Consider the following 22347-nt stretch of genomic DNA (forward strand, 5'->3'; position numbering starts at 1 on the left):
AATGGATACAAAAAGACGCTCATTTATTACTTCAATGGCTCAGGTTTCGGCTGCTGCAATAGCAGCCGGCAGTGTGGTTGCGGGGTTTGTCGAAGAGAATAAAGATAAACCTTTGACTCTTCGCCCTCCAGGAGCGTTAAAAGAGGAAGACTTTTTAAAAACCTGCATCAGATGCGGGTTATGCGTTGAAGCATGCAAAAACAGAGATAATAAAGTAATTATAGACGGAAATGAAATAATTACTTTAAAACTAGGAGCCCCTGGAGATAAAGTTCCTATAGGGACTCCTTATTTTATTGCACGAACCGGACCTTGTTTTATGTGTGACGACATACCTTGTATGTACGCCTGTCCAACAGGCGCTCTTACTCCTGATATGTGTAAAAATGATAAAGGGGAAGTAGCAATTGACTACGCTAAAATGGGCGTCGCGGTAATAGACCCAAGCAGCTGCATAGCTTTTTGGGGCTTGCAATGTACCGCTTGTTATAGGGCATGTCCTGAAATGGACAAAGCAATTACCATAGAATGGAAAAAAAACGAAAGAACGGGAAAACACGCTTATCGTATCCCTGTTGTACATGAAGAGTTTTGTACAGGTTGCGGAATGTGTGAAATGGCTTGCGTTACGGAAAAAGCGGCTATAAAAATATTCCCAAGAGAAGTATTTTTAGGAAAAGCGGGTGATAGGTACGTTAAAGGATGGGATAAAAAAGATGAACAAAGAGTTCAAAAAGCTTCTACCAAAACAACTACCGTAACGGGAAGAAGCAAAAAAAGTGCTGTTGAAAATCTTAACCAAGGTGTAACATGGGATCAATAATTAAAAACAGATATCTCATCCTAAGACGTATAACCCAAATTTCAATATTATTTTTATATTTTACGGCAAATTATTACGGATGGAAAATATTAGCCGGAAACTTAAGCTTTTCCAAACTTTTTGACACTATACCGTTAGCCGACCCTTTTGCGGTACTTCAAATGGCGTTTGCAGGAGCAGTTATCAGTACCGACCTGATTATAGGCGTTTTAATCATACTCTTTTTTTACGGATTAATAGGAGGAAGAGCTTATTGCAGCTGGGTATGCCCGGTTAATATGATAACTGATTTAGCGGCATGGGTTAGAAGAAAAACGCATCATGAAAAAGATAATTTAATCAGTGCACAAAAAATAAAAAAATTCAGATATTTCTTTTTAGTAATTATGCTTGTAGTTTCAACGCTTGTAGGAGCGGCGGCATTTGAATTCATAAGCCCAATCGGAATATTTACAAGAGGTATAGCCTTTACGCTTGGATTTGGATGGGTATGGCTTTTGGTAATTTTTCTTTTTGACGCTTTTGTACTTAAAAACGGATGGTGCGGGCATATATGCCCGGTTGGAGCTATGTACAGCATTATAGGCTCAAAAAGCATCGTAAGGGTTTATCATGAAAAAGATAACTGTACAAATTGCGGAGAGTGTTTAATCGTATGTCCTGAGAATCAGGTTCTCTCTCCTGTAATTCATAAAAAAAGCGATTACATTTCCGGAATTGAATGTACTAACTGCGGAAGATGTATTGAGGTATGCAACGATAACGCTTTAAAATTCACTCTAAGATATTTAATAAAACAAAAAAAAGGAGAAAATCATGAAAAAACTGCTAATAGTTAATTCAATAGCAGCGGCAGTATTAGTATTTGCCGGATGTACTACACAATCTCAGACTCAAAATAATAAAGTCTCAAATAAAACAGTAGAAATTACTGGAGTTAGAAAAACAGATTTAAATGCTGGAAGTGAGAATCTGCCTGTAGTGGAATATCATGCGCCAGCTCCTATTCCTGGAAAAGTAAAACCGTTTAAAAAATCTTTTTCAGACGCACCTCCTATGATTCCTCACAGCGTAAAAGGTATGGTTCCTATTAAAGTAGGCAAAAATATGTGCCTAAACTGCCATATGCCTTCAACAGCCAAGGCTTTAGGAGTTACGCCTATGCCGGCAGACCATTTTGTTGACAATTTCGGAGGAAACAAAAAAGCTCCAAAAGTTGCAGGAAGCAGATATTTCTGTACAACTTGTCACACTCCTCAGGCAAAAGTAAACCCTGTTGTGGAAAACAAATTTGAAAGCCTAAAAAATTGGTAGACAAATCAAAAAGAAATTTTTTTAGGAGAGTTTCCTCTCCTTTTAAGTCTTTCTTATTTCCCCCATATTATTCTTCAAAAGAATCTTTTATAAAATGTATAGAATGTGAAACAAAAGATTGTTTGAATGCATGCAAGGAAAAAATTATTTATATAGAAGAAAATTTTCCTATAATTAAATTTGGACAAAACGGATGTACTTTTTGTGACGAATGCGCCTTAGCCTGTCCTTACGAAGTATTGTCGATAAAAAATAAAAAAAATAAATTAGACGCTCAAATGATTATTAATCCGTCAAAATGTCTTGCATGGAATCAAACAATCTGTTTTTCCTGTCAGGATATATGTGAAGAATCTGCTATAATATATAATGGGACATTTAACCCTGCGATAGATTTGGAAAAATGTACAGGCTGTGGTTTTTGTATAAGCGTATGTCCAAACAACGCTATAGAAATTAAAATTTTATAAGGAGTTTTAATGAAAAAGATTTTTTTAATAGTTATTATAAGTATAATGGTTTTTGCATATCAAACGCTGACTCCTTTCAAGACTATAAAATATACTTATTACATATCAAAAATTACATACAATAACACATATATAATAGCCGGTCTTGAAAATGGAGAAATTGTAATAAGAGATTTTAAAACATTAAAAGATATTTATAAGTTTTCTTTACCTAAAATACATGATTTTATGGGAGATTTAATAGCTATGCCTATTTACTCCCTTGATATTTCCCCTGATAACAAAACACTTTTAATTCTTGCCGAAGGGGAAAACGCTGTTAGAGAATTCTTCTTATTCGATTTAAAAAATCATAAATTATCTCACTTATTTACTACAAAACAGACATTAATGAAAGCAAGATTTATTAACAATTCACAAATATTTTTCGCCTTATTAAGCGATGAAATGGCCCTTTATGATTTAAAATCAAAAAAATGGCTATATAAAATCCAAGCAGGAAATTATGTATTTTCCACTTATGCATTAAACGAAACAAAAACAAAAGCCGCTGTAGGAGACGAAAGCGGAGCCGTTAAAATAATAGATGTAATTAACGGGAAAAAATTAAAAGAAATAAAAGGATTCAATAAAGATAAAACTCTTAGTTTGGATTTTATTAAAAATCTTGTAATAAACGGAAGCAGTGATATGAGAGTCGGAATTTATGATATAAATAGCGGATATGCAAAAAACAGACTAAAAGCAAAATTTTTACCTTACGCAACCGCACTCTCTCCAACATTGGACGCTTTTGCAATTCAATATGACGAGGCAAACGATATTATGGTTTATTCTATATTTAATAAACCTAAATTACTTCTAAAAGGCCACACCATGGCTTTAAACGGAATGAAATATTTAAATGAAAAAGAAATTTTAAGTTTTTCACCGGCAGAAATAATTATATGGAAAATCAAATAAAGGAGTCACATGAATATTTCGAGTATTATAGTAAAAACAAAGCCTGAACATTACGACGCAGTTTGGTTAAATCTTCAAGAATCACCTCTTTGCGACGTTCATTTCGGAGATAAACAAAAAGGCGTAATAATTATTACGATAGAAGGTGAAAACGTTGAAGAGGAAATTGAAAAACTAACTCAAATAGAACAGATGCCTTATATTATTAGTGCTGATATGCATATGAGCTATTGCGAAGAAGAACTTGAAAAAATGAAAGAAGAAATCGATTTAAACGCTACGGTAGAAGAGCTCAATACAGATAAAAAAGCCGAAGAAGTTAAATATTTCGGTTCTCTTAAAGGAAAATATTAAAATTTTCCCCCTTTTTTCTTCATAAGCACTTTTCTAACACTTTTTTTTTGTACAATTTAGGGAGCTAAAAGTCCTAAACAAAAAGGAGTAGAAATGAAGAAAGTACTTAGTGCAGGACTAAGCGTTGCAGCAATCGGAAGTTTAGCGTTTGCAGCAAACAGCTTAGATTCAAACCCAAACTATCAAAAACTTAAAAACTTCCACCCACAAGGTGTAAGTAACGATCAATGTTTAATGTGTCACAAAACAACTGACCCTGGAATTGTTGCTGACTGGCAACATTCTAAACACGCAAAAGCTGGTGTAGGATGTGTGGAATGTCACGTAGTTCCTAAAGATTACCCAACTGCTTTCAAAGCTCACCCAATGCAAGGAAGCAACTGGACAGTTCAAATCGCGGTATCTTCCGTAACTTGTGCTAAATGTCACGCAAAAGAAGTAACAGAATATATGAATTCTGGACACAGTAGAGGTGCGGCTCAATGGCTGGCAACTCCTAAAAACAAACACGGTTACCTAATGACAAAACTTTCATACCATTATGAAAGCTTAAAAGGTGCTAACAAATCTTACCTAGTTGACGGTAAAACTATGGAAAAAGGAATCAGAACTGACGGTCCTGTATTCCAGGCAAATGAAAAAAATCCAAGAACTGCTGATTTGAACGTAGCTAATATTTGTATCCAATGTCACGGTACTACAATTAAATTAGATTCTCAAGGTAGACCTGACGCAACAACTTGGCCAAACGACGGTATTGCAGCGCTTTATCCAGACGGTGGGGTATCAAACTGCTTAAGCTGTCACAGCAGACATAAATTCAGCGCAGCTGAAGCAAGACATCCTATGAGCTGTAACAACTGTCACTTAGGTCCTGACCATCCAATGAAAGAAGTGTTCGAATCAAGTGTTCATGGACATATTTTCGAAACAAACGAAGAAGATTACAACTTCGAAACTGGTGAACAAATTCCAGGCAAAACTCTAAGAGCTGGTACATGTTTTACTTGTCATATGAGTGGAATCAATGGTCTAAAAGCTACTCACAACGTATCACTTAGACTTAAATGGAACCTTTGGGCACCGGACAGTTTCTTAAGAACTGGTGGACATGAAACAGCCGGATGGGCATTCTGGAAAGGTGGAGGAAAAATCAACGCCAACACTGTAATAAGAGGTAACGCCAAAGCAGGTAACCCTAACGGACCAGAAGCTGCAAGAGCTGATATGAAAAAAGTTTGTATGGCTTGTCACCAAGCGACATTTACAAACAACTTTTTCCAAAGAGTTGACGCAGCTGTAAAAATTTACAATCAATATAAATCATTTGCAAACAAAATGATGGCTGACCTTAAAAAGAAAGGTTTAATCAAATCAGACGTATGGAGCGATCCGTTCTTCAAACTATATTACTATCTATGGCATCATGAAGGTAGAAGATTCAGACATGGTGCAGCAATGGGAAGCCCGGATTACGCTCACTGGCATGGTGTATTCCAAGTAATGCAAGATATCAGAGAAATGAAAGACATTTATGATTACAGAATGAAAATGCTTAAAAAATACGGAGACCCTAAAAAAGCATTGGCAAACGAAGTTCCAATGCCTGTTGTTACTCACGAATAATCTTCAAGCCCTTTTGGGCTTTTTTATTCAACAAGAAAAGTGACTGACTCTTTATTTAAAAAAACAAAGAAGGAAGTTAAAAACTTCCCATAAATTTATTTTTTACCAAACTTTTTAGCAGCTTCTTCTATTTCTTTATCACTCATACCTTTTGCAATATTCACCATCATAGGGTTACCTTGACCTGCCTTATATTCTTTCATTTTTTTAACAATCTCAGCAGAAGTCATACTATCAAGCTTTTTAGCCATACCTCCGTTATGACACATAGCACAGTTTGAATACGCAAACCCAGCTACAATAAAAGTTCCTAATACTAATAATTTTTTCATAAACTCTCCTTTAACATAAGTTTGGGCACTGACTAAATAAAGTAAAACAATTGTAAATTTTAATGTAATAAAAGCGTTAAAAAAGTGCACCTAAAGCGTAGCGGTTTGCACTTTTTAGCTTTTAGGACATGTTTAAAAATTTGCTCTCTTGTTGAGCGTATTTAGTCAGTTCCTAAGTTTGATGCTTATTATACCAAATTTTATTAATTGCAATTTTTTACAAGCTTTTTATTATAAAACTATATAACTTTATAAATCATATAAACCCCTACGGCTATTAATAAAATCCCGCTTATTTTTTCAATAATTCCAATATACTGTTTCAGTTTTTCTATTAAATTTAAACTCCATACGGTAAAAACAGCCATTAATATAAAAGGCGTAGCAAGTCCGAAAGTGTATAAAACCATCATCAAAACACTTTTAGCAGGTTCGCTTGCCGCCATTCCGACAATTGTTCCAAAAATCGGACCGATACACGGGGTCCATCCAAAAGCAAAAGAAAAACCAAGTAAAAAAGCTCCTGTATTTTGAAGCTGAAGTCTTTTTTCAAATTGTAAAAATTTAAATCTATAAAATCCTCCCAAATGAATTCCAAATAATATGATTATAAGGCCAGCTATTATATTAAACCATTTATTGGCAAATATATTGCCTATTAAATTAGCGGTTGCCGCTCCTATTAAAATAAAAACAACTGAAAAACCTGCTATAAACATAAGGGAGTTTAAGAATATTTTTATTTTTTCTTCTTTTGAAAGTTTTTTTTCTTTTATCTCTTTTGCGCTAATACCCGTAATATAAAAAAAATAAATAGGCACAAGAGGCAAAACACAAGGAGACAAAAAACTAAGAAGCCCCGCTGTATAACTTACAACATAAGGCATTTTATCAAAATAATCAAAAAGAGAATATGTTAAATTTTCAAGCATTAAATATCCTTTTTGATTATTTTACCAAGTTTTTAAGTTCTTCTGAAAGAAAAAGAGAATTTTTTATACAATCATTAAAACTGACTCCTTTATAAGCATTACCATGCAAATAAATTCCCGCTTTTTTAGCTTCTTCAAATATCTCTTTTACCAGTTTTTGATGCCCCAAAGAATAATTAGGAATCGCTTGTTTGTGAACCTTTATCCATGTAAATTTAGGATTCTTAGCTCCCGTAATTTTTTCTACGTCATTTTTAGCAATCTCTATAATTTCTTCTTCGCTCATATCTTTAATTTCAGGATATCTAGCCCCGCCTACCATAACTCTTATTGCATTTCTGTTTGGAAAAATATATTTATCCATTAAAATCCCAAGCGATTTTTCCTTTACGCTTAAAATCCCAAAACTTACAGGCTTAATTTCATCATAATCAAATCCAACTATCGCCACGGGATTATATTCGATTTTATTTAAAAGAGTTGAAAGTTTTTCATATTTCCTTAAAATTTTAGCGGCTTCAAAAGAAGGAGTTGCTATAACGACCTTGTCAAAATCGTTAAGTTCGTCTATTTCGTTTATTTCTTTTTCAATAAATTTGGCTTTTGTTTTTTCTTTTAATGCTTCAATAAACTGACTCATTCCCCATTCAAAAGAGTGAAGTTCTCCGCTTGGCTGTCCCCCTCTTTTTAATTTTATCATTCCTTTAAACAAACTTCCGTATTCGCATTCTATTTTTTTTAGTTTTGGAAAAGCGGCGTTCATAGAAGTCTTCTTAGGAGTTGAAGCATATATTCCGGCAAGCATTGGAGTCATCATTCTTTTTGTAAATTCCTTCCCAAGCCTTCTTGTTGCAAACTCTTCAACCGTCTCTTCCCTGTCGCATACAGGCTCTACAAAAAATTCTATAGCAACTCTCAGTTTTCCCCAAAAACTCAAAATATCGCTTTTTAAAAAATCTAAAGGCTTTAAAGGTATCTCTATAAGCTTATCATCGTAAATATATCTGATTTTGCTGTTTTCATTGGCTTTTATAGGATTTAACCCTATTTTTTCGCAAAGCTCTAACGTAGCCGGAGAATTGCTTAAAAACCCGTTAACCCCCTCTTCTAAGAGATATTTGTCAACTTTTTGAGTATAAGCCTTTCCTCCCCATTTTTCTTTTTCAAAAACAGTTATTTCATAATCATTTTGAAGATAATAAGCCAAAGCAAGCCCGCTAATCCCTCCGCCTATAATCGCTAATTTTTGCATAATTTCCTCCTAAAATAGATAATTCCCATTCCTCCTATTATCATCAAAGAACTTAGAATTTGCCCCATTGTTAAATGGTCTATTATAAATCCAAGCTGCGGGTCGGGTTCTCTCCACTGCTCACAAAGAGTCCTAAAACTACCGTAAAGCAACAAATAAAGACCTATAAGCTCCCCTTTACACTTATACAATTTTTTATACCACAAATATATTATAACAAAACTGAACACTCCTTCAAAAAACGCTTCATAAAGCTGGCTTGGATGTCTCAAAACCCCGTTGACGTAAATTCCCCATACAACATCTGTAGCCCTTCCGTAAAGCTCCTGGTTTAAAAAATTTCCTATTCGCCCAAACGTATAAGCAAGAGGCACGGCTAAAGCCACCACATCGACAAGTTTCCACAAATCCACTTTTTTTATTTTCCAAAATAAAAGAGTGGCAATAATAAAACCTATAACGGCTCCATGATAACTCATACCCCTAATTCCTACAAATTTTCCGTTTATAAAAGGATTAAACATCTCCCATGGATGAGTAAAATAGTATCCGTTATCGGGAACATAAAATATAAAATAACCGATTCTCGCTCCTAAAATTATTCCTATTTCCGCCCAAATAAAATATTCATCTATAATTTTTCTCTCAAACCCCAGTTTTTCTCCGAATTTAACACCAAGAAAATAGCCTAACACCAAAGCGGTAATATACATTAAAGCATACCAGTGAACCTGAAAACCAAAAAGGGAAAAAGCAACCGGATTAAAATGTTCGTAGATATGCTGCCACAAGTTTAAAAAATTATTCATCAATAGCCTCTGCTATAATTTCAAGAGGATGTTTAAAAAGCTTTTTATCTCCTACTTTATCAAGATGTTCGGTTATCTGCATTCTACATGCACTACATTCAGCACTTACAATATCGGCATCGACTTTTTTTATCATTTCCGCTTTAATAAGACCCTCTTTTCTGGCAAGCTCAAACTTTTCGCTTTGAATAGTAATTCCTCCAAATCCGCAACATACATCAGGATTTTCCATTTCGTTTATAACGGCTACTTTATTTACAAGATATCTCGGTTCTTTTCTAATATTAAACACTTTACCCATATGACACGCGTCATGATAAGTAACTTTAACGTTTTTTCTTTTATTTTCAAGTCTTTTTTCAAGGTCTGTGTATTTATAAAGCCACTCAGTTGTTCCAAAAACTTTGTTTTGAATTTTCTTATATCTTTTAAGCCAATCCTCATTCATATAATGCTTAATATACTCTTCCCAATCTTTTTTTATCATAGCCATACAAGTAGCTTCGGGAATTAAAATAGCATCCACCTCATCGATAAACGTTTCAAAATATTCTATATTTTTTTTAATTAAATATTCTGTCGTGTCAAAATCCCCGGTAAAATAAGCGGGAGCCCCGCAGCAGGCCTGTTTTTTTGGTATTGAAATATCAATATTTAAAAATCTAAGTATTTTAACAAGTGCGTCCCCGACTTCCGTATAATTGTAATTGGCAAGACATCCTATAAAAATAGCAACTTTTTTTTGAGGATTTTCAGTTTTTATTTTTTCGGGGTATTTTTTAAGAAACGTTTTTTTTCTAAAAGCGGGAAGCAGTCTTCCCTTATGAAGCATAGGAAGGTTAAATCTGCTTCTGATGGATTTTTTTTCCTCTTCAATTTTAAATCCGCATGTCTGAAAATAAAACCCAAGTTTACTAACCAAATCATACGCCCATCTGTGCCTTAACAAAAAGAAAAAAGCCCTTTTAAACCATGCAATTCCGTATTTATCGGCAACCTTTTTCCTGGCGTTTTCTATCATAAAATCGGTAGGAAGGGAATTCGGACATACCTCAACGCACTGATTACATAAAAAACAGGATTCAACCGTATCTTTAAAGGTCTTATCTATCTCTATTTCTCCTTCTTCAACGGCTTTTAAAATATCTAAAAAACCCCTTGTAGATGTAGCTTCATCGGGATTTATCCTATGAATGGTACAACCCGGAATACATTTACCGCACTTTATGCACATATCGCTAATTTCACTGAATTTAAACACGGCAAGCCTTTTTGAATGCCAATTTATCAAATAGCTTAGTAATTGTCAACCTTTCATTGATTTTAATCTATCGGCTTTACTTCCTATCGAAGTAATTTGAATACCGAAGTTCCCGTCGACTATTACAACCTCACCCTCTCCTATTTTTTTATCCTCTATTAAAATATCCAAAGGTTCGTTTGCCAACTGATTAAGTTCTACGATACTTCCTATATCCATGGAAATCACATCTTTTAAAAGCATAGTTTTGCTTCCTATTCTAACCCTTACTTGAAGTTTGACATCCATAAGCATTTCAAGATGTTTTGCCTCATCGCTTAACGCAGATTTGGGCACCGCACTTTTAGTTTCTTCGTGTTTTTCCTCTTCTTTAGCTATAAGTCTAAAAAGAGGCTCATCCAAAAATATCTGGCATACTTTAAAAACATCTTTAACTTTACATTCTATATTTATAACGGTGGCATAAGAAGAAAAATCTTCGCTTGTCTGAACAAAACTGATATCGGTTATTTCAAATTTTATATTTTCAAAATCGCTTTGAGCTTCAAGGGTGGTGGCAAGAGCTCCTAAAATATTAGATACCAGCTCTTTTATAGCATCAAGGTCGTCTTCGTTTACTTCGCTTTTAGCTTCTCCCTCCCCTCCGAGCATTAAATCGACAACAACGGTTGCAAATTCAGGAGGAATTACAAAAACGATTTCCCCTTTAGGAGAAGCTTTTGCGGTTACTTTAACATACGGAGGCGTAGTTGGACCGGTATCTTTTGAAAAATTAAGAAGACTTATATCAGGTGTTATCCCTATCAGGCTCTCTACGGTGGTTTTTATTTCGTTTAATAAGATATCAACAAATTCATTCATGAGGTTTAGTTCCCTCTCCTGTTATCTGCTCTAATTTTTCTTTTCTTTTCTGTTCAAGTTTTTCTAAAATTTCTTTAACTTCATCATGTTCGGTTTTTAGAATTTCTTTTATCTTAATTGCTCTTCTGTATCTTCTAACTCCAAATTCCGCTATAAATTTTTCTCTTCCGTCAACTTTTACAACAACCGTATCGTCTGCCGGACGGTTAAGTTTTATTATATCACCTTCTTGTAAATCCAAAATCTCTTTCATATTCAAATCGGCATATCCTAAAACAGCTTCTATATCGACTCTCGCCCCTCTAAGAAGGGCTCTTAACTCTTTATTTCTACTTTTTCTGCTGCTGGTTTCACTAAACATTAAATCACGGCTTGCTAGTTTCGGTAATAAAGACTCTATAGTAATTACCGGATAACATATATTCATCATACCGCTTGTCTGACCGATAATTATTTCCATTACAATCATAATTACAATTTCGTTTTGAGCAACAATCTGAACGACGTTTGGAGAAGACTCCTTAGCTTCAACCACCGGATAAAGTTCCATAATCGGAGACCATACCTCCTTCATATTCTGGGTAATAACCCTTAAAATCTGGTCAAGCAAATTAAGTTCTATATCCGTAAATTCCCTGTTGGTATCAAAAGGAAGTCCGGGACCTCCTAAAAGCCTGTCTATCATAGGAAAAACGATACTCGGGTTTATTTCTATAACACCTTTTCCATCAAGGGGTTTTAGAGAAAAAACGTTAAACGACGTAGGACTTGGCAAACTCATTAAAAATTCACCGTAAGTCATCTGGTCTACGGAGTGAAGCTGGATTTCAACAATACTTCTCATAAGGGAAGAAATATCGCTTGCAAGATTTCTTGCCATTTTATCATGAATTGCTCGTATACTTCTTAACTGCTCTTTTGAAACCCTGTTTGGTCTTTTAAAATCATAAAGCGTAACCTGCCGCTGGTCTAATATATCAGGGACTTTTTCAAGTTCGTCGGGAGCTATGTCCTCCTCTTCGACAACTTCAAGCAGCGCGTCAATTTCTTCCTGGGAGAGAATATCAGCCATTTAGCTTCTTCCTTATTTTTTGAATTACTTTTTTGTGAATCTGAGAAACCCTGCTTTCGGTAACCCCTAGTATTTGAGCTATTTCTTTTAAAGAAAGCTCCTCAAAATAGTAAAGCTGGATAATGAGTTGTTCTTTTTCGCTAAGTTTTTTTAAAATATTTTTTATTATATCGATAAGTTCCTCTTCTTCTATTTTTTTTGAAATATTTTCAAAATACTTAAGCTGGTCTTCTATTGGCATAACCGAATAGATATCCCCGGCCGTTCTTGCCTTTTTAACCTTTTCAACATCTATTTCCAACAATTCGGCTATCTCTTCATCAGTGGGTTCAACATTATATTTGGAGAGATATTCCTCAACGATTTTATCCACCTGCTTTATAAGTTTTCTATCACCCCTGCTAACAGTATCAAGACTTCTTAAAAAATCAAGCATAGCCCCGTAAATTCTTTTTTGGGCATACCCCCAAAAATTATCGTTTTTGCGCGGGTCATACCTGTGAGAGAGTTTTACAAGTTCCTCATATCCTATTGAGACTAAATCGTTAAAATCAACACTGCTTGGAAGCCTCTCTTTAAGTTTTGCGGCCATAGCCTTTACGGCCGGCATATAGTCAATCGCCAATGAATCACGGTAAGATTTTAGATTCTCCATATAAGGATTACTGGTCATTGTTTATTCTTTCTAAAATATTCTATCTCTTCTTGTTCTACTTTTTTAATAAATTCGTAACTTTCATAAATAAAATCTTCCGCTTTTTCCAAATCTTTTATCTGAGCGTCAAGTACGGAGTCTATCTCTTTTTTATCAAAAAAAACTATCTTTTTAATATCCACGTATTTTACATAAAAAGCTACACTAGCCAACGCCACAAGATAAAAAATCATCGTAGTAACAATTACGGCAAATAAAAAAGACTCAACGTCAAGGTCTTTTATTATAGCAAAAATAATACCTATAAAAAATCCGCTGACCGTAGAAAAATAGATAAAATTTTCTCCTCTCATTTATCTCCCTTAAAAACCGGAAAAAATTTTCTTAAAGAACCTTGTCAATCCGTTTTTTTCATCAAGCACTTTTCGTTCCGAAATTTTGGCCAGCTTTTTAGCAATGGCAAAAATCTGCTCGCTTGCACTTAAAGTAGGATATTCTTTGGTAAAAAGAACCCTTTTTGTTGAAGAGAGATAAACGGCCTTTTCATTTTTTATAAATCCTAGCATAAGAAGTCTGAAATTACTTTTTATATTCTGTTTAGCAACCGTCAATATTTTACTGAAAATATTATTAGCCTCTTTTTCCGAATGAACCTCATTTAATATCATATAAGCTATATCTCTTTTTTCGCTTATAACCTTTACCATAGCATATGCATCTGTAATAGCGGCAGGTTCCGGTACGGTTACCACTATCACGTCATCAGCCGCATCTAAAAATACCTGAACCCTTTTATCTATTCCGGCACTCGTGTCTATTAAAAAGAAATCATAATCTTCAAGAAAATCAAGCTGCGATATAAAATTATTAAGAGATACCTCATCCGCAAAATCAATTATTTCTTCACCGCTCTCACCCGGAATTAAAATAAAATCTTTTTCAATCTCTACGACTATTTCTTCCAATGTGGCTTCGTTTTTTAATACATGAAGAATATTTTTTTTAGGGTTAACCCTGAGCATCACATCAAGGTTGGCAAGCCCTATATCCGCATCAAATAAAGCAACTTTAAATCCCAAAGCATGAAGCGCATATCCCAAATTTGCCGTAATGGTCGTTTTACCGACTCCCCCTTTTCCGCTTGTAATGGCTATTACCCTGGTTTTTAATCTTTTTTTTTCCTTTTGTTCCTCTTGAATAAGGGTTTTTAGTTTATCGGCCTGAGTCGTTTTCAATTAAGCTCCTTAGATAAGATACCTCTGATAATATAATCTGCATCGGCTACGGTTAAATCATCCGGCACTTCTTGCCCCATAGATAAGTAACTTATCGGTTTTTTAGTATCCAGAAGTAAAGAAAAAATATTTCCATATGTTCTGGTTTCATCAAGTTTTGTAAAAACAAATGTATCTATTGGAAGAATAGAAAAATTATTATATATATCGGTCAAATCTTCATATTTTGTAACGGCGGAAAGAACAAGATTTACGTTTATTTCCGCAAAAGAATCCACTTTTAAAAAAGAATTTAGCTTTTCTATCTTTTCTTTATCATGCTGAGAACTTCCAACCGTATCTATTAAAATATAATCATTGTGTCTTAAAACGTTTAACGCCTCTTCAAAATCGCTTGGGTCAACAACCGTTTCAATAGGCAGTTTCATCATTTTAGCGTAAGTCATAAGCTGTTCTACGGCTCCTATTCTATAAGTATCAAGCGTTATAATACCCACTTTATGCCTGTGAGGAAGCTTATAAGCATATCTTGCTGCAAGTTTTGCTATCGTAGTGGTTTTACCCACTCCCGTCGGTCCTACGAACATCATAATTTTTTTGTGAGGGGGTTTTATCTCTCTTTCCATTCTTATAGGAATCATTTTCTTTAAAAGAGTATGAAAATATCTTTTTATCGCATCCCTGTTTTTTCTCATTTTAAGAGGCATATATTTAATCGTTAGTTTCATAATTTCGTCTAAATGTTTAGGATTCATACCGCTTGCACGGGAAAGCGCATAAATTTCGCTGAATTCCGGAGGAAGTTCAAGCTCATCTTTATGGGCCATTTCCCATATAGCGGCCTGTAAAAATTTCAGTGTATCGGCCAGTTTATTAAACTCTTTTTTAAGTTCTTCTATTTCGTCGTTTTGAGGTTTTAAAGGATTTGGTTTTTTGTATTCGCTCTCTTTATAAGAATTAAAAGATTTCTTCTCTCTGTTGCCTATCGTCGAATCTATCTCTTTAGCGGCCGTAGAAAGCCTTAGCATTACCTCATCTACATCAAAATCATCTTTTTTAGAAGTTTTCTTTTTTACGGGAGTTTCTTCTTCCACCGCCACAACCACTTCGTAAAGACCCGGAGAAGTTAACGTTTTTTTCTTAATCTCTTTGCTTGAGACAATAACAACGTCATCTCCGAGTTCCGCCTTAATTTTATTCAACGCTTCCGTATAAGTAGGTGCAGTATAAGTTTTTAATTTCAAATCAATCCTTTAAAGCAAGTGGGACTAATACAGAATCTCTATTTTTAAAAAATGGATGTGGTATATTTAATTTTTCGCTTTTTATTTTTACATTATTATACATAATTATATCCAAATCTAACGTTCTTGGCGCATTTTTAAAACTTCTTTTTCTTCCGAATTTTTTTTCCGTATATAAAAGAAAATTTAAAAGTTCATAAGGAGAAAAATCGGTAGCCACTATCATAACAGTATTATAAAACCATGGCTGGTTTAGGTATCCAAAAGGCGGGTTTTTATAAATAATAGACGTTTGGATAATATCTATTCTAGGATGGGAATTGAAAAAAGAGTAAAGTTTCTTAAACCTTCTTATACAGTTTCCTATATTACACCCTACACCTATTAAAGCCCTGTTTTTTTTTGAGCTTTTTTTTAAAGGAGCCGGAAAAAACGTAGTTTTTATAATCTTTTTCATTATTTGGGCATTCCCCGTCCAGCTATGTAACCATAAATTCTTCTGATAATTCTTTTAATAACAGGGGTAAAATCTTTTTTTTCTACAGCTCTTTTTATAGCATTAAAATCCCCAAGATATTTGGCACTCTTATAAAGAATACTTCTTATTTTGCTTATACTCATATCTCCTCGCTTAATATGTGACATTCGTCATTTTTTATCATAACCATATCCTCTATTCTGATACCAAACTCTCCTGGAATATAAATTCCTGGCTCTACGGTAAATACCATTCCGTTTTGAATAGGAATTTCGTTTCTTGAGTTAACGTAAGGCCATTCGTGAATATCAAGCCCGACGCCGTGGCCTAAAGAGTGAACAAAATATTTGCCGTATCCAGCTTTTTGTATAATATCTCTTGCTATTTTATCAAGCTCTTTTATAGGCCTTCCCACTTTTACGGCTTTTATAGCGGCTTCTTGGGCTTTTAATACGGTATCATATGCTTTTTGTATCTCTTTATTTTTAAATTTTTGTCTTTTGGACATTGAAATTTCATCGCCTATAAAAACAGTCCTTGTCCTATCGGAGCAGTATCTGCAATATTTTAATCCCGCATCCAATAAAAGCAAATCGCCTTTTTGCAAAATTTTATCACTGACTTGGGCATGAGGTTTGGCGGCGTTTTCGTTAATGGCGACAATAGGCTCAAAACTCAGCTCTCTTCTGCCTCTAAGTGTCAGTTTTTCTTTAAATCTGAAAGAAAGCTCATATTCGTCTATACCCGTCTCAATCTCTTTTTTAAACGCTTCAAACGCTTCAGCTCCAAGCCTTACGGCTTTTTGGATTATTTCAAGTTCTTTATCGCTTTTTATCATTCTTTTTTTATGGGACATATAAGGCCTCTTTTGAAGCCTTACTACTTTTGACAACTCTTTATAACTATTCTCATCCCAGTTTAAAGGGTCTATTTTTAAACTTTTGGGTCTGTGTTTTAAAATAAGTTCTTTTGCTTTTTTTAAAAGATTTTTAGATTCAACCACTTGCGCATTTGCTTTTTCTTTTGCCTCAAGGGTATATCTTCCATCAGTAATTACATATCTGTTGTCTCCTAAAGATAAAAAAACAGCGTTATCGCTGCTCCATCCGCATTCATAATAAATTTCATTCTCTTTATTAAGAATGTAATCCATTAATTCCCCTGCTGAGCGGCTGCTTTAGCCTGAGCCTCTTTTGCCATTTTTATCTCATTTAAAATCTGAATCATTGCTATAAGCCCCAAATGATAACTAAAAGGACCAAATCCCGTAATAGTACCGGCTACAACATCGCTTATCATAGAAGTTTTTCTAAAATCCTCTCTTGCCGCTATATTGCTTAAATGTATTTCAATAGTAGGAAGACTCACCGCTTTTATTGCATCTCTTATAGAAATTGAAGTATGGGTAAGAGCTGCTGGGTTAATAATAATACCGTCAACTCCTTCGTTAAGACTTTCCTGAATGGCATCCACAATATCGCCTTCATGGTTTGATTGATAAAACTCTATATCAAAACCGTTTTGCTTGGCAAAAGCTTCCATATTTTTATTGATATCTTCCAGTTTCATAGGTCCGTAGATATTAACCTCTCTTATTCCAAGCATATTAAGATTAGGACCGTGAATTACTTTTATTTTCATTTTATCTCCTTTTTTTTGTGTAATTTTACTATAATTAATTAAAAGTTTAAGGAGAAATATTGAAACTAAAAGCAAATTACGTCGTAACAATGAATAAATCATATGAAATTATAGAAAACGGGGAAATTATTTTTGATAAAGAAATTATAGAAATAGGAACCAATCTTCCTAAATGTGAAAAAGAAATAGACTTAGGTAAAAACTCTGTAATTATGCCCGCTTTAATAAATTCGCACACTCATCTTGAATTTAGTTCCAACAAAACTCTTTTAGAATACGGAGATTTCATTATCTGGCTAAATTCGGTTATAAAACACAGGGAAACGCTTTTTGTAGAGTGTAAAACCGAATGTTTTAAAAAAGCCATAGATGAGATGAAAAAAAGCGGTATATGTGCTTTTGGAGAAATAAGTTCCACCGGAGACGACCTTAAATATTTAAAACACTCTCCTTTAAAAGTAGCTTATTTTAATGAAATTATAGGAACGGCTCCGGGTGCGGTGGATATGCTTTATCAGGATTTTCTTGTAAGATTAAGCGAATCCCAAGCATTAGAGGGAAAAAATTTTAAAACCGGAATTTCAATTCACTCTCCTTATTCTGTTCATCCTGTTTTAATGGATAAAGTAATAGAAATAGCAAAAAAGAAAAATCTGCCAATACAGGCTCATTTTATGGAAAGCAAGGCTGAGAGAAGATGGCTTGACGAAGGGGAGGGGGAATTTAAACTATTTTTTGAAAAGCATTTTAAAAACGCAAAACCTCTTATCAAACCGATTGAGTTTTTGGAAAAATTCAAAAACACCAAAACAACATTCGTTCACTGCGTATATGCAAACGATAAAGAACTTTCAAAAATAAAAGAAATAAAAGCATGTATAGCCCACTGTCCTGTTTCAAACAGACTCTTAAACGTAGGACTTTTGGATTTAGAAAGGGTTAAAAATTTTTCCATAGACTATTCCGTAGCCACCGACGGACTTAGTTCAAACTATTCTTTAAATCTTTTTAAAGAGATAAGAGCCGCCCTTCTTATGCATATAGAACTTCATCCCAAATACCTGGCAAAAGATTTATTAAAAGCCGTAACAATAAACGCCGCCAAAGAACTTGGATTTAACAACGGCTCTTTAGAACCTGGAAAAGACGCGGATATGGTCACTTTCAAACTTCCAAGCAAAGTAACCCAAAAAGAGCTTCTTCCGCTCCAGATTATACTCCACACAAACGAAGTGGACCATCTGTTTATAAACGGAAAACTGATTAAATAATCAATAATAAACAATAACCTCAACCCTTCTGTTTAACGCTCTGTGTTCTGGCGTATCGTTAGGAGCCACAGGGTTGTTTTCCCCCTCTCCCCTCGCTTCTATGATATCGGGGTCAACTCCAAAATCTATAAGCAAATCTCTAACCGCTTCAGCCCTTTTTAAAGAAAGTTCCAAATTGTATTCATAATCTCCAAGATTATCCGTATAGCCGATAACTTCCACTTTTTTTATCTCAGGGTCGTTTTTTATTATTTGAACCAATTCTCTTATCTCATCGTAATACTGAGGCTTTATATGATAATCGTTAAAATCGAAATTTATTCTCAGTATTTTTAACAGTTTTCTATTTTTCTTAAAACCCGCCACTTTTAAATCCCCGGCCAATTCCGAAACACTTACAGCAACAGGCTTATCGGCACATCCTAAAAAAATAAACGCCAAAATAATAAAAAGATAGTTCATAACATCTCCTATATAAGTATCTCTCTTTGTCCCTTGGCGTTAGGAGGAGACAGTATTCCCGCTCTTTCCATCTGTTCTATAATATTGGCGGCTCTGTTATAACCTATTTGAAGCCTTCTTTGAAGATAACTGATACTTGTACGCCTCTCTTTTAATATTATCTCCTTAGCCTCTTCAAACAGTTCATCAACATTTTCTATCTCTTCTAGACCTTCACTTTCAGACTCTATCGAAGAAAGTATCGTATTATCATATTCCGCTTCCCTTTGGGATTTTAAAAATTCAACTATTTTTTCAATTTCTTCTTCGCTCGCAAAAGGGGCATGTAATCTGATAAGACCTACTATTCCCGGCGGGGTAAACAACATATCCCCTCTTCCTAAAAGACTTTCCGCTCCGAATTGGTCCAAAATTACTTTTGAATCAATTTTCTGTCCAACCTTAAAAGAAATTCTGCTTGGAAGATTTGCTTTAATAAGTCCCGTAACAACATCCACACTTGGTCTTTGAGTGGCGACTATAAGATGAATGCCGCTAGCCCTCGCCATCTGGGCAAGTCTTGCTATAGCATACTCAACGTCTTTACCGCTTGTCATCATTAAATCCGCAAGCTCGTCTATTATAATAACAATATAAGGCATTCTCTCTTCTTTTGAAACTTTTTTATTATAACCTTCTATATTTTTCACCCTCATCTTGGACATCAGCTTATACCGTCTTTCCATCTCTTTTACCATAGCGTTAAGAGCCGTTATCGCCTTTTTGGAATCGGTAATAACAGGGGTCAAAAGATGCGGTATATCGTTATATATGGAAAACTCAAGCTGTTTAGGGTCTATCATAACAAATTTAAGCTCATCCGGGGAGTTTTTATAAAGAAGAGATAAAATCATAGAGTTTATACCCACACTTTTACCGCTTCCGGTAGTCCCAGCTATCAATAAATGAGGCAGTTTTTTTAAATCAGTCACAAAAGGAGCTCCTACAATATCCTTTCCAAGAGCCATTGTAAGAGGAGATTTTGATTTTTGAAATATCTCACTTTCAATAATTTCCCTAAGATAAATAGTCTCCTGCGTTTCGTTAGGAATTTCTATTCCAACAACATCTTTACCGGGAATTGGAGCCTGAATACGAATTGACTGGGCTTTTAAGGCCATGGCCAAATCATCCTGCAAGGCTAAAATCTTGCTTACTTTTATATGAGGAAGAGGCTTAAACTCAAACGTGGTAACAACAGGTCCTACGTAATATCTTACCACATCCCCTTCTATTTTAAAATATTTAAGTTTTTCAAGAAGCACCTTTATTTTTTTATCTATTTCAGCCTCGTTAACTTCTCTTTTCTTTTTAGGAGGTTTTTGGAGCATATCCAACGGAGGAAACTTCCAGTCTTTGGGTTTTTCCCTCTCCCCTACTTCTATTTGAGAAAGAAGTTTTTTTGTATCTTCAAGTTCATTTACTTTTTTTACTTTTTCAGGATTTTCTTCTTTGATTTCTAAACTTTCTTTTGGAGTTTCTTCTTTTGAAACGGTCTGTGATATTTTTATATTTTCATCTTTTTTCTCTTCTTTATTTTCCTGAAGAGATACATCCTCTTTTAAAATCCCGGTTTCTTTTTTAAAAATTTTATCAGAATAATCCTTTATATCCTCATCGTCAAGCTCTGGAAAAACATCTTCTTCCGGTTTTTCATGGGAAACTTCTTGTTTTTTTTCTTCTTTTATCTCCTCTTTAATCTCTCTTTTGTGAACATTATGATTTTGCTTTTTATAAAAACTGAAAAATGCAAAAATCTTATCCTCAAAAATTAAAAAAAGTCCCCACAACGCAACTACGAAAACAAATATCCCAACTCCCAAAATTCCTATATAGCTTTTTAAAAAACCAACTACCAAATTGCCGACAACCCCTTTATTAACCAACATGCTCTGTAAAAAAAGAAAATCTAAAAAAAGAACTATAAATCCGAGGGTTTTTAAAGAAGTTTGAAAATCGAACCTTTTAAAATAAAAAAGATATAAAACCCAAAACAAAAATAAAACAAATATATACCCTAAATACCCAAAAAGCTTTAAATTAAGCCTTCCTATAAACTCTCCAAAAATCCCGACATACTCTGAAAGCGGAAAAACAGTTGAAAAAGCGAAAAAAATTAAAAGACCGAATAAAAAGATATAAAAAGCTTTTCTTAAAATGACTTATCCTTTTTTGGTGGAATTTTATCTTAAATAGTTTAAAAGCGTCAAATTATTGACTTTAGCTATAGAAGCAAGCAATGCTTCATAAGAAGTTTTTAAAGAAGTAAGTTTCATACTCGCCTCTCCTATATCCGTATCGATATTATCGGATTGAAGAGTTTGGACGTTTATTTTCAGCATATCGACCCTTTGAATACTCATATCAAACTCGTTACTAACAGCCCCTATTTTTGCATGAGAGCGTCTAACCCTGTCCATAACATGGTCAATTGCTTCAATGGCCCCTTGAATTCCAAAATTTCTAGGTTTATTTGAATATCCGTCGGCAAAATTTTTTCCATTTTCAACGGCTTCTATCGCCTCTTGCAAAGTAGAGAAAAAATCAACCTGAGGAGAGTCTATGGTTATGGCATTGTTGGCTTGAAAATAGAGCGAATTGTTGTTAGTATAAATACTTAAATCAATATTTGTAGGATTATTTGACTTGTCTTTTAGATAAAATCTGCCTTTATCATCCACTCCTGTTGACACTTTTTCTTTAGCGGCATTAACTGCTTTATTATAATCATCCGCACTGTTTGATGCCGGCAGATTATCGGTTGTAAGCATTGCTATCACATCCCCTAACTGTCTGTACGTCATTCCTTTTTGTAATTTTTCTTTTTTACAGAGGGTACAGGTATTCTTATCCATTTCCATGGTTGTAGTAATGATATCGTGTGCGGGCGTTAAACTGCCGTCGGATTCAAAAATATCATAAACTTCACTGTCATCAACATTACCGTCGTTATCTTTATCAATCCAAAAGGTGGAATAATGCTTATTTCCACTCCCGTCTGTATAAGACGTATCCCTTAAAGTAATTACCGCGGTTTTTAATTTTCCGTCTTTATCCCTGAATTGAATCTTTATTTCCTGAGGCATGCTATCAGTACCCATTGTATCAGTTATAGAAATATCCTTGGTCGCATATGTCTGGGCTGACGGATTTTTTTCAATAATTTTTTCCCCGTCTTTATAAATAATTTTATAATCCTTAATGATTTGAGAGACATTACCTTTTATTTCGTTTCCGTTTTTATCCATATACA

The 22347-nt window shown here is 34.4% G+C and carries 26 protein-coding genes; 8 read left to right on the forward strand and 18 right to left on the reverse strand.

From position 1 onward, the window contains the following. Position 1: 1 nt before the first annotated feature. The 7 genes from napG to ACXJH6_RS02850 all read left to right on the forward strand — a co-directional run bounded on the left by napG (position 2) and on the right by ACXJH6_RS02850 (position 5550). Positions 2–823, forward strand: a complete 822-nt coding sequence (napG, locus tag ACXJH6_RS02820) for a ferredoxin-type protein NapG (protein ID WP_456470251.1) — start codon at positions 2–4, stop codon at positions 821–823. Continuing rightward, positions 811–1662 carry a quinol dehydrogenase ferredoxin subunit NapH gene (gene napH, locus ACXJH6_RS02825; RefSeq protein WP_456470252.1) on the forward strand — a complete coding sequence of 284 codons (852 nt, stop codon included), beginning with the start codon at positions 811–813 and terminating at the stop codon, positions 1660–1662. The genes napG and napH overlap by 13 nt, the downstream gene beginning before the upstream one ends. Beyond that, positions 1640–2137, forward strand: coding sequence for a nitrate reductase cytochrome c-type subunit (locus ACXJH6_RS02830; RefSeq protein WP_456470253.1), 498 nt, complete (start codon positions 1640–1642; stop codon positions 2135–2137). Before napH ends, ACXJH6_RS02830 begins: the two co-directional genes overlap by 23 nt. Further along, positions 2131–2607, forward strand: coding sequence for a 4Fe-4S dicluster domain-containing protein (locus ACXJH6_RS02835; protein ID WP_456470254.1), 477 nt, complete (start codon positions 2131–2133; stop codon positions 2605–2607). Before ACXJH6_RS02830 ends, ACXJH6_RS02835 begins: the two co-directional genes overlap by 7 nt. Positions 2608–2616: 9 nt before the next feature. Then, positions 2617–3570 (forward strand): WD40 repeat domain-containing protein, encoded by a 954-nt coding sequence (locus ACXJH6_RS02840; RefSeq protein WP_456470255.1) that lies wholly within the window; start codon positions 2617–2619, stop codon positions 3568–3570. Between the two features lie 9 nt (positions 3571–3579). After that, positions 3580–3924: a chaperone NapD gene (locus ACXJH6_RS02845; RefSeq protein WP_456470256.1), complete on the forward strand. Its 345-nt coding sequence runs from the start codon at positions 3580–3582 to the stop codon at positions 3922–3924. 93 nt (positions 3925–4017) lie between these two features. Beyond that, positions 4018–5550: a multiheme c-type cytochrome gene (locus ACXJH6_RS02850; RefSeq protein ID WP_456470257.1), complete on the forward strand. Its 1533-nt coding sequence runs from the start codon at positions 4018–4020 to the stop codon at positions 5548–5550. A 95-nt stretch (positions 5551–5645) separates the two neighbouring features. Here ACXJH6_RS02850 and ACXJH6_RS02855 read toward each other — a convergent pair whose 3' ends face one another. The 15 genes from ACXJH6_RS02855 to aroQ form a co-directional block, all read right to left on the reverse strand. Further along, on the reverse strand, positions 5646–5882 hold the full coding sequence (locus tag ACXJH6_RS02855) for a c-type cytochrome (RefSeq protein ID WP_456470258.1): 237 nt from the start codon (positions 5880–5882) through the stop codon (positions 5646–5648). A 239-nt stretch (positions 5883–6121) separates the two neighbouring features. Next, positions 6122–6814 (reverse strand): cytochrome c biogenesis CcdA family protein, encoded by a 693-nt coding sequence (locus ACXJH6_RS02860; RefSeq protein ID WP_456470259.1) that lies wholly within the window; start codon positions 6812–6814, stop codon positions 6122–6124. A gap of 16 nt (positions 6815–6830) precedes the next feature. Then, the gene (gene hemG / locus ACXJH6_RS02865) at positions 6831–8066 is read right to left on the reverse strand and encodes a protoporphyrinogen oxidase (RefSeq protein WP_456470260.1); all 1236 of its coding nucleotides are present in this window, start codon (positions 8064–8066) and stop codon (positions 6831–6833) included. After that, the gene (lgt, locus tag ACXJH6_RS02870) at positions 8054–8875 is read right to left on the reverse strand and encodes a prolipoprotein diacylglyceryl transferase (RefSeq protein WP_456470261.1); all 822 of its coding nucleotides are present in this window, start codon (positions 8873–8875) and stop codon (positions 8054–8056) included. Before lgt ends, hemG begins: the two co-directional genes overlap by 13 nt. Next, positions 8868–10136 (reverse strand): (Fe-S)-binding protein, encoded by a 1269-nt coding sequence (locus tag ACXJH6_RS02875; RefSeq protein WP_456470262.1) that lies wholly within the window; start codon positions 10134–10136, stop codon positions 8868–8870. Before ACXJH6_RS02875 ends, lgt begins: the two co-directional genes overlap by 8 nt. A gap of 45 nt (positions 10137–10181) precedes the next feature. After that, positions 10182–10997 carry a flagellar motor switch protein FliY gene (fliY, locus tag ACXJH6_RS02880; protein WP_456470263.1) on the reverse strand — a complete coding sequence of 272 codons (816 nt, stop codon included), beginning with the start codon at positions 10995–10997 and terminating at the stop codon, positions 10182–10184. After that, on the reverse strand, positions 10990–12069 hold the full coding sequence (gene fliM / locus ACXJH6_RS02885) for a flagellar motor switch protein FliM (RefSeq protein ID WP_456470264.1): 1080 nt from the start codon (positions 12067–12069) through the stop codon (positions 10990–10992). The genes fliY and fliM overlap by 8 nt, the downstream gene beginning before the upstream one ends. Next, positions 12062–12742: an RNA polymerase sigma factor FliA gene (locus tag ACXJH6_RS02890; protein WP_456470265.1), complete on the reverse strand. Its 681-nt coding sequence runs from the start codon at positions 12740–12742 to the stop codon at positions 12062–12064. The genes fliM and ACXJH6_RS02890 overlap by 8 nt, the downstream gene beginning before the upstream one ends. Next, positions 12739–13077 (reverse strand): hypothetical protein, encoded by a 339-nt coding sequence (locus tag ACXJH6_RS02895; protein WP_456470266.1) that lies wholly within the window; start codon positions 13075–13077, stop codon positions 12739–12741. The genes ACXJH6_RS02890 and ACXJH6_RS02895 overlap by 4 nt, the downstream gene beginning before the upstream one ends. Before the next feature lie 9 nt (positions 13078–13086). Continuing rightward, the gene (locus tag ACXJH6_RS02900) at positions 13087–13959 is read right to left on the reverse strand and encodes an AAA family ATPase (RefSeq protein ID WP_456470267.1); all 873 of its coding nucleotides are present in this window, start codon (positions 13957–13959) and stop codon (positions 13087–13089) included. Beyond that, the gene (gene flhF / locus ACXJH6_RS02905) at positions 13956–15203 is read right to left on the reverse strand and encodes a flagellar biosynthesis GTPase FlhF (protein WP_456470268.1); all 1248 of its coding nucleotides are present in this window, start codon (positions 15201–15203) and stop codon (positions 13956–13958) included. Before flhF ends, ACXJH6_RS02900 begins: the two co-directional genes overlap by 4 nt. A 1-nt stretch (position 15204) precedes the next feature. Continuing rightward, positions 15205–15660: a 2-amino-4-hydroxy-6-hydroxymethyldihydropteridine diphosphokinase gene (folK, locus tag ACXJH6_RS02910; RefSeq protein ID WP_456470269.1), complete on the reverse strand. Its 456-nt coding sequence runs from the start codon at positions 15658–15660 to the stop codon at positions 15205–15207. Further along, positions 15660–15824, reverse strand: coding sequence for a hypothetical protein (locus ACXJH6_RS02915; protein WP_456470270.1), 165 nt, complete (start codon positions 15822–15824; stop codon positions 15660–15662). Before ACXJH6_RS02915 ends, folK begins: the two co-directional genes overlap by 1 nt. Further along, entirely contained in the window at positions 15821–16834 is a 1014-nt protein-coding gene (locus tag ACXJH6_RS02920) for a M24 family metallopeptidase (protein ID WP_456470271.1), read from the reverse strand. Before ACXJH6_RS02920 ends, ACXJH6_RS02915 begins: the two co-directional genes overlap by 4 nt. Beyond that, positions 16834–17322 carry a type II 3-dehydroquinate dehydratase gene (aroQ, locus tag ACXJH6_RS02925; protein WP_456470272.1) on the reverse strand — a complete coding sequence of 163 codons (489 nt, stop codon included), beginning with the start codon at positions 17320–17322 and terminating at the stop codon, positions 16834–16836. The genes ACXJH6_RS02920 and aroQ overlap by 1 nt, the downstream gene beginning before the upstream one ends. Positions 17323–17381: 59 nt before the next feature. Here aroQ and mqnF point away from each other — a divergent pair, with 59 nt between their 5' ends. Next, positions 17382–18593: an aminofutalosine deaminase family hydrolase gene (mqnF, locus tag ACXJH6_RS02930; protein ID WP_456470273.1), complete on the forward strand. Its 1212-nt coding sequence runs from the start codon at positions 17382–17384 to the stop codon at positions 18591–18593. On the opposite strand, the gene ACXJH6_RS02935 is transcribed toward mqnF, so the two are convergent. The 3 genes from ACXJH6_RS02935 to ACXJH6_RS02945 all read right to left on the reverse strand — a co-directional run. Further along, positions 18594–19055, reverse strand: coding sequence for an OmpA family protein (locus ACXJH6_RS02935; RefSeq protein WP_456470274.1), 462 nt, complete (start codon positions 19053–19055; stop codon positions 18594–18596). It lies immediately after the preceding gene. 8 nt (positions 19056–19063) lie between these two features. Then, positions 19064–21211: an FtsK/SpoIIIE family DNA translocase gene (locus tag ACXJH6_RS02940; protein WP_456470279.1), complete on the reverse strand. Its 2148-nt coding sequence runs from the start codon at positions 21209–21211 to the stop codon at positions 19064–19066. A 66-nt stretch (positions 21212–21277) separates the two neighbouring features. After that, a partial coding sequence (locus ACXJH6_RS02945; RefSeq protein WP_456470275.1) for a flagellin occupies positions 21278–22347 on the reverse strand: 1070 nt, incomplete at its 5' end.

It is taken from the genome of Caminibacter sp. (genome assembly GCF_053999135.1).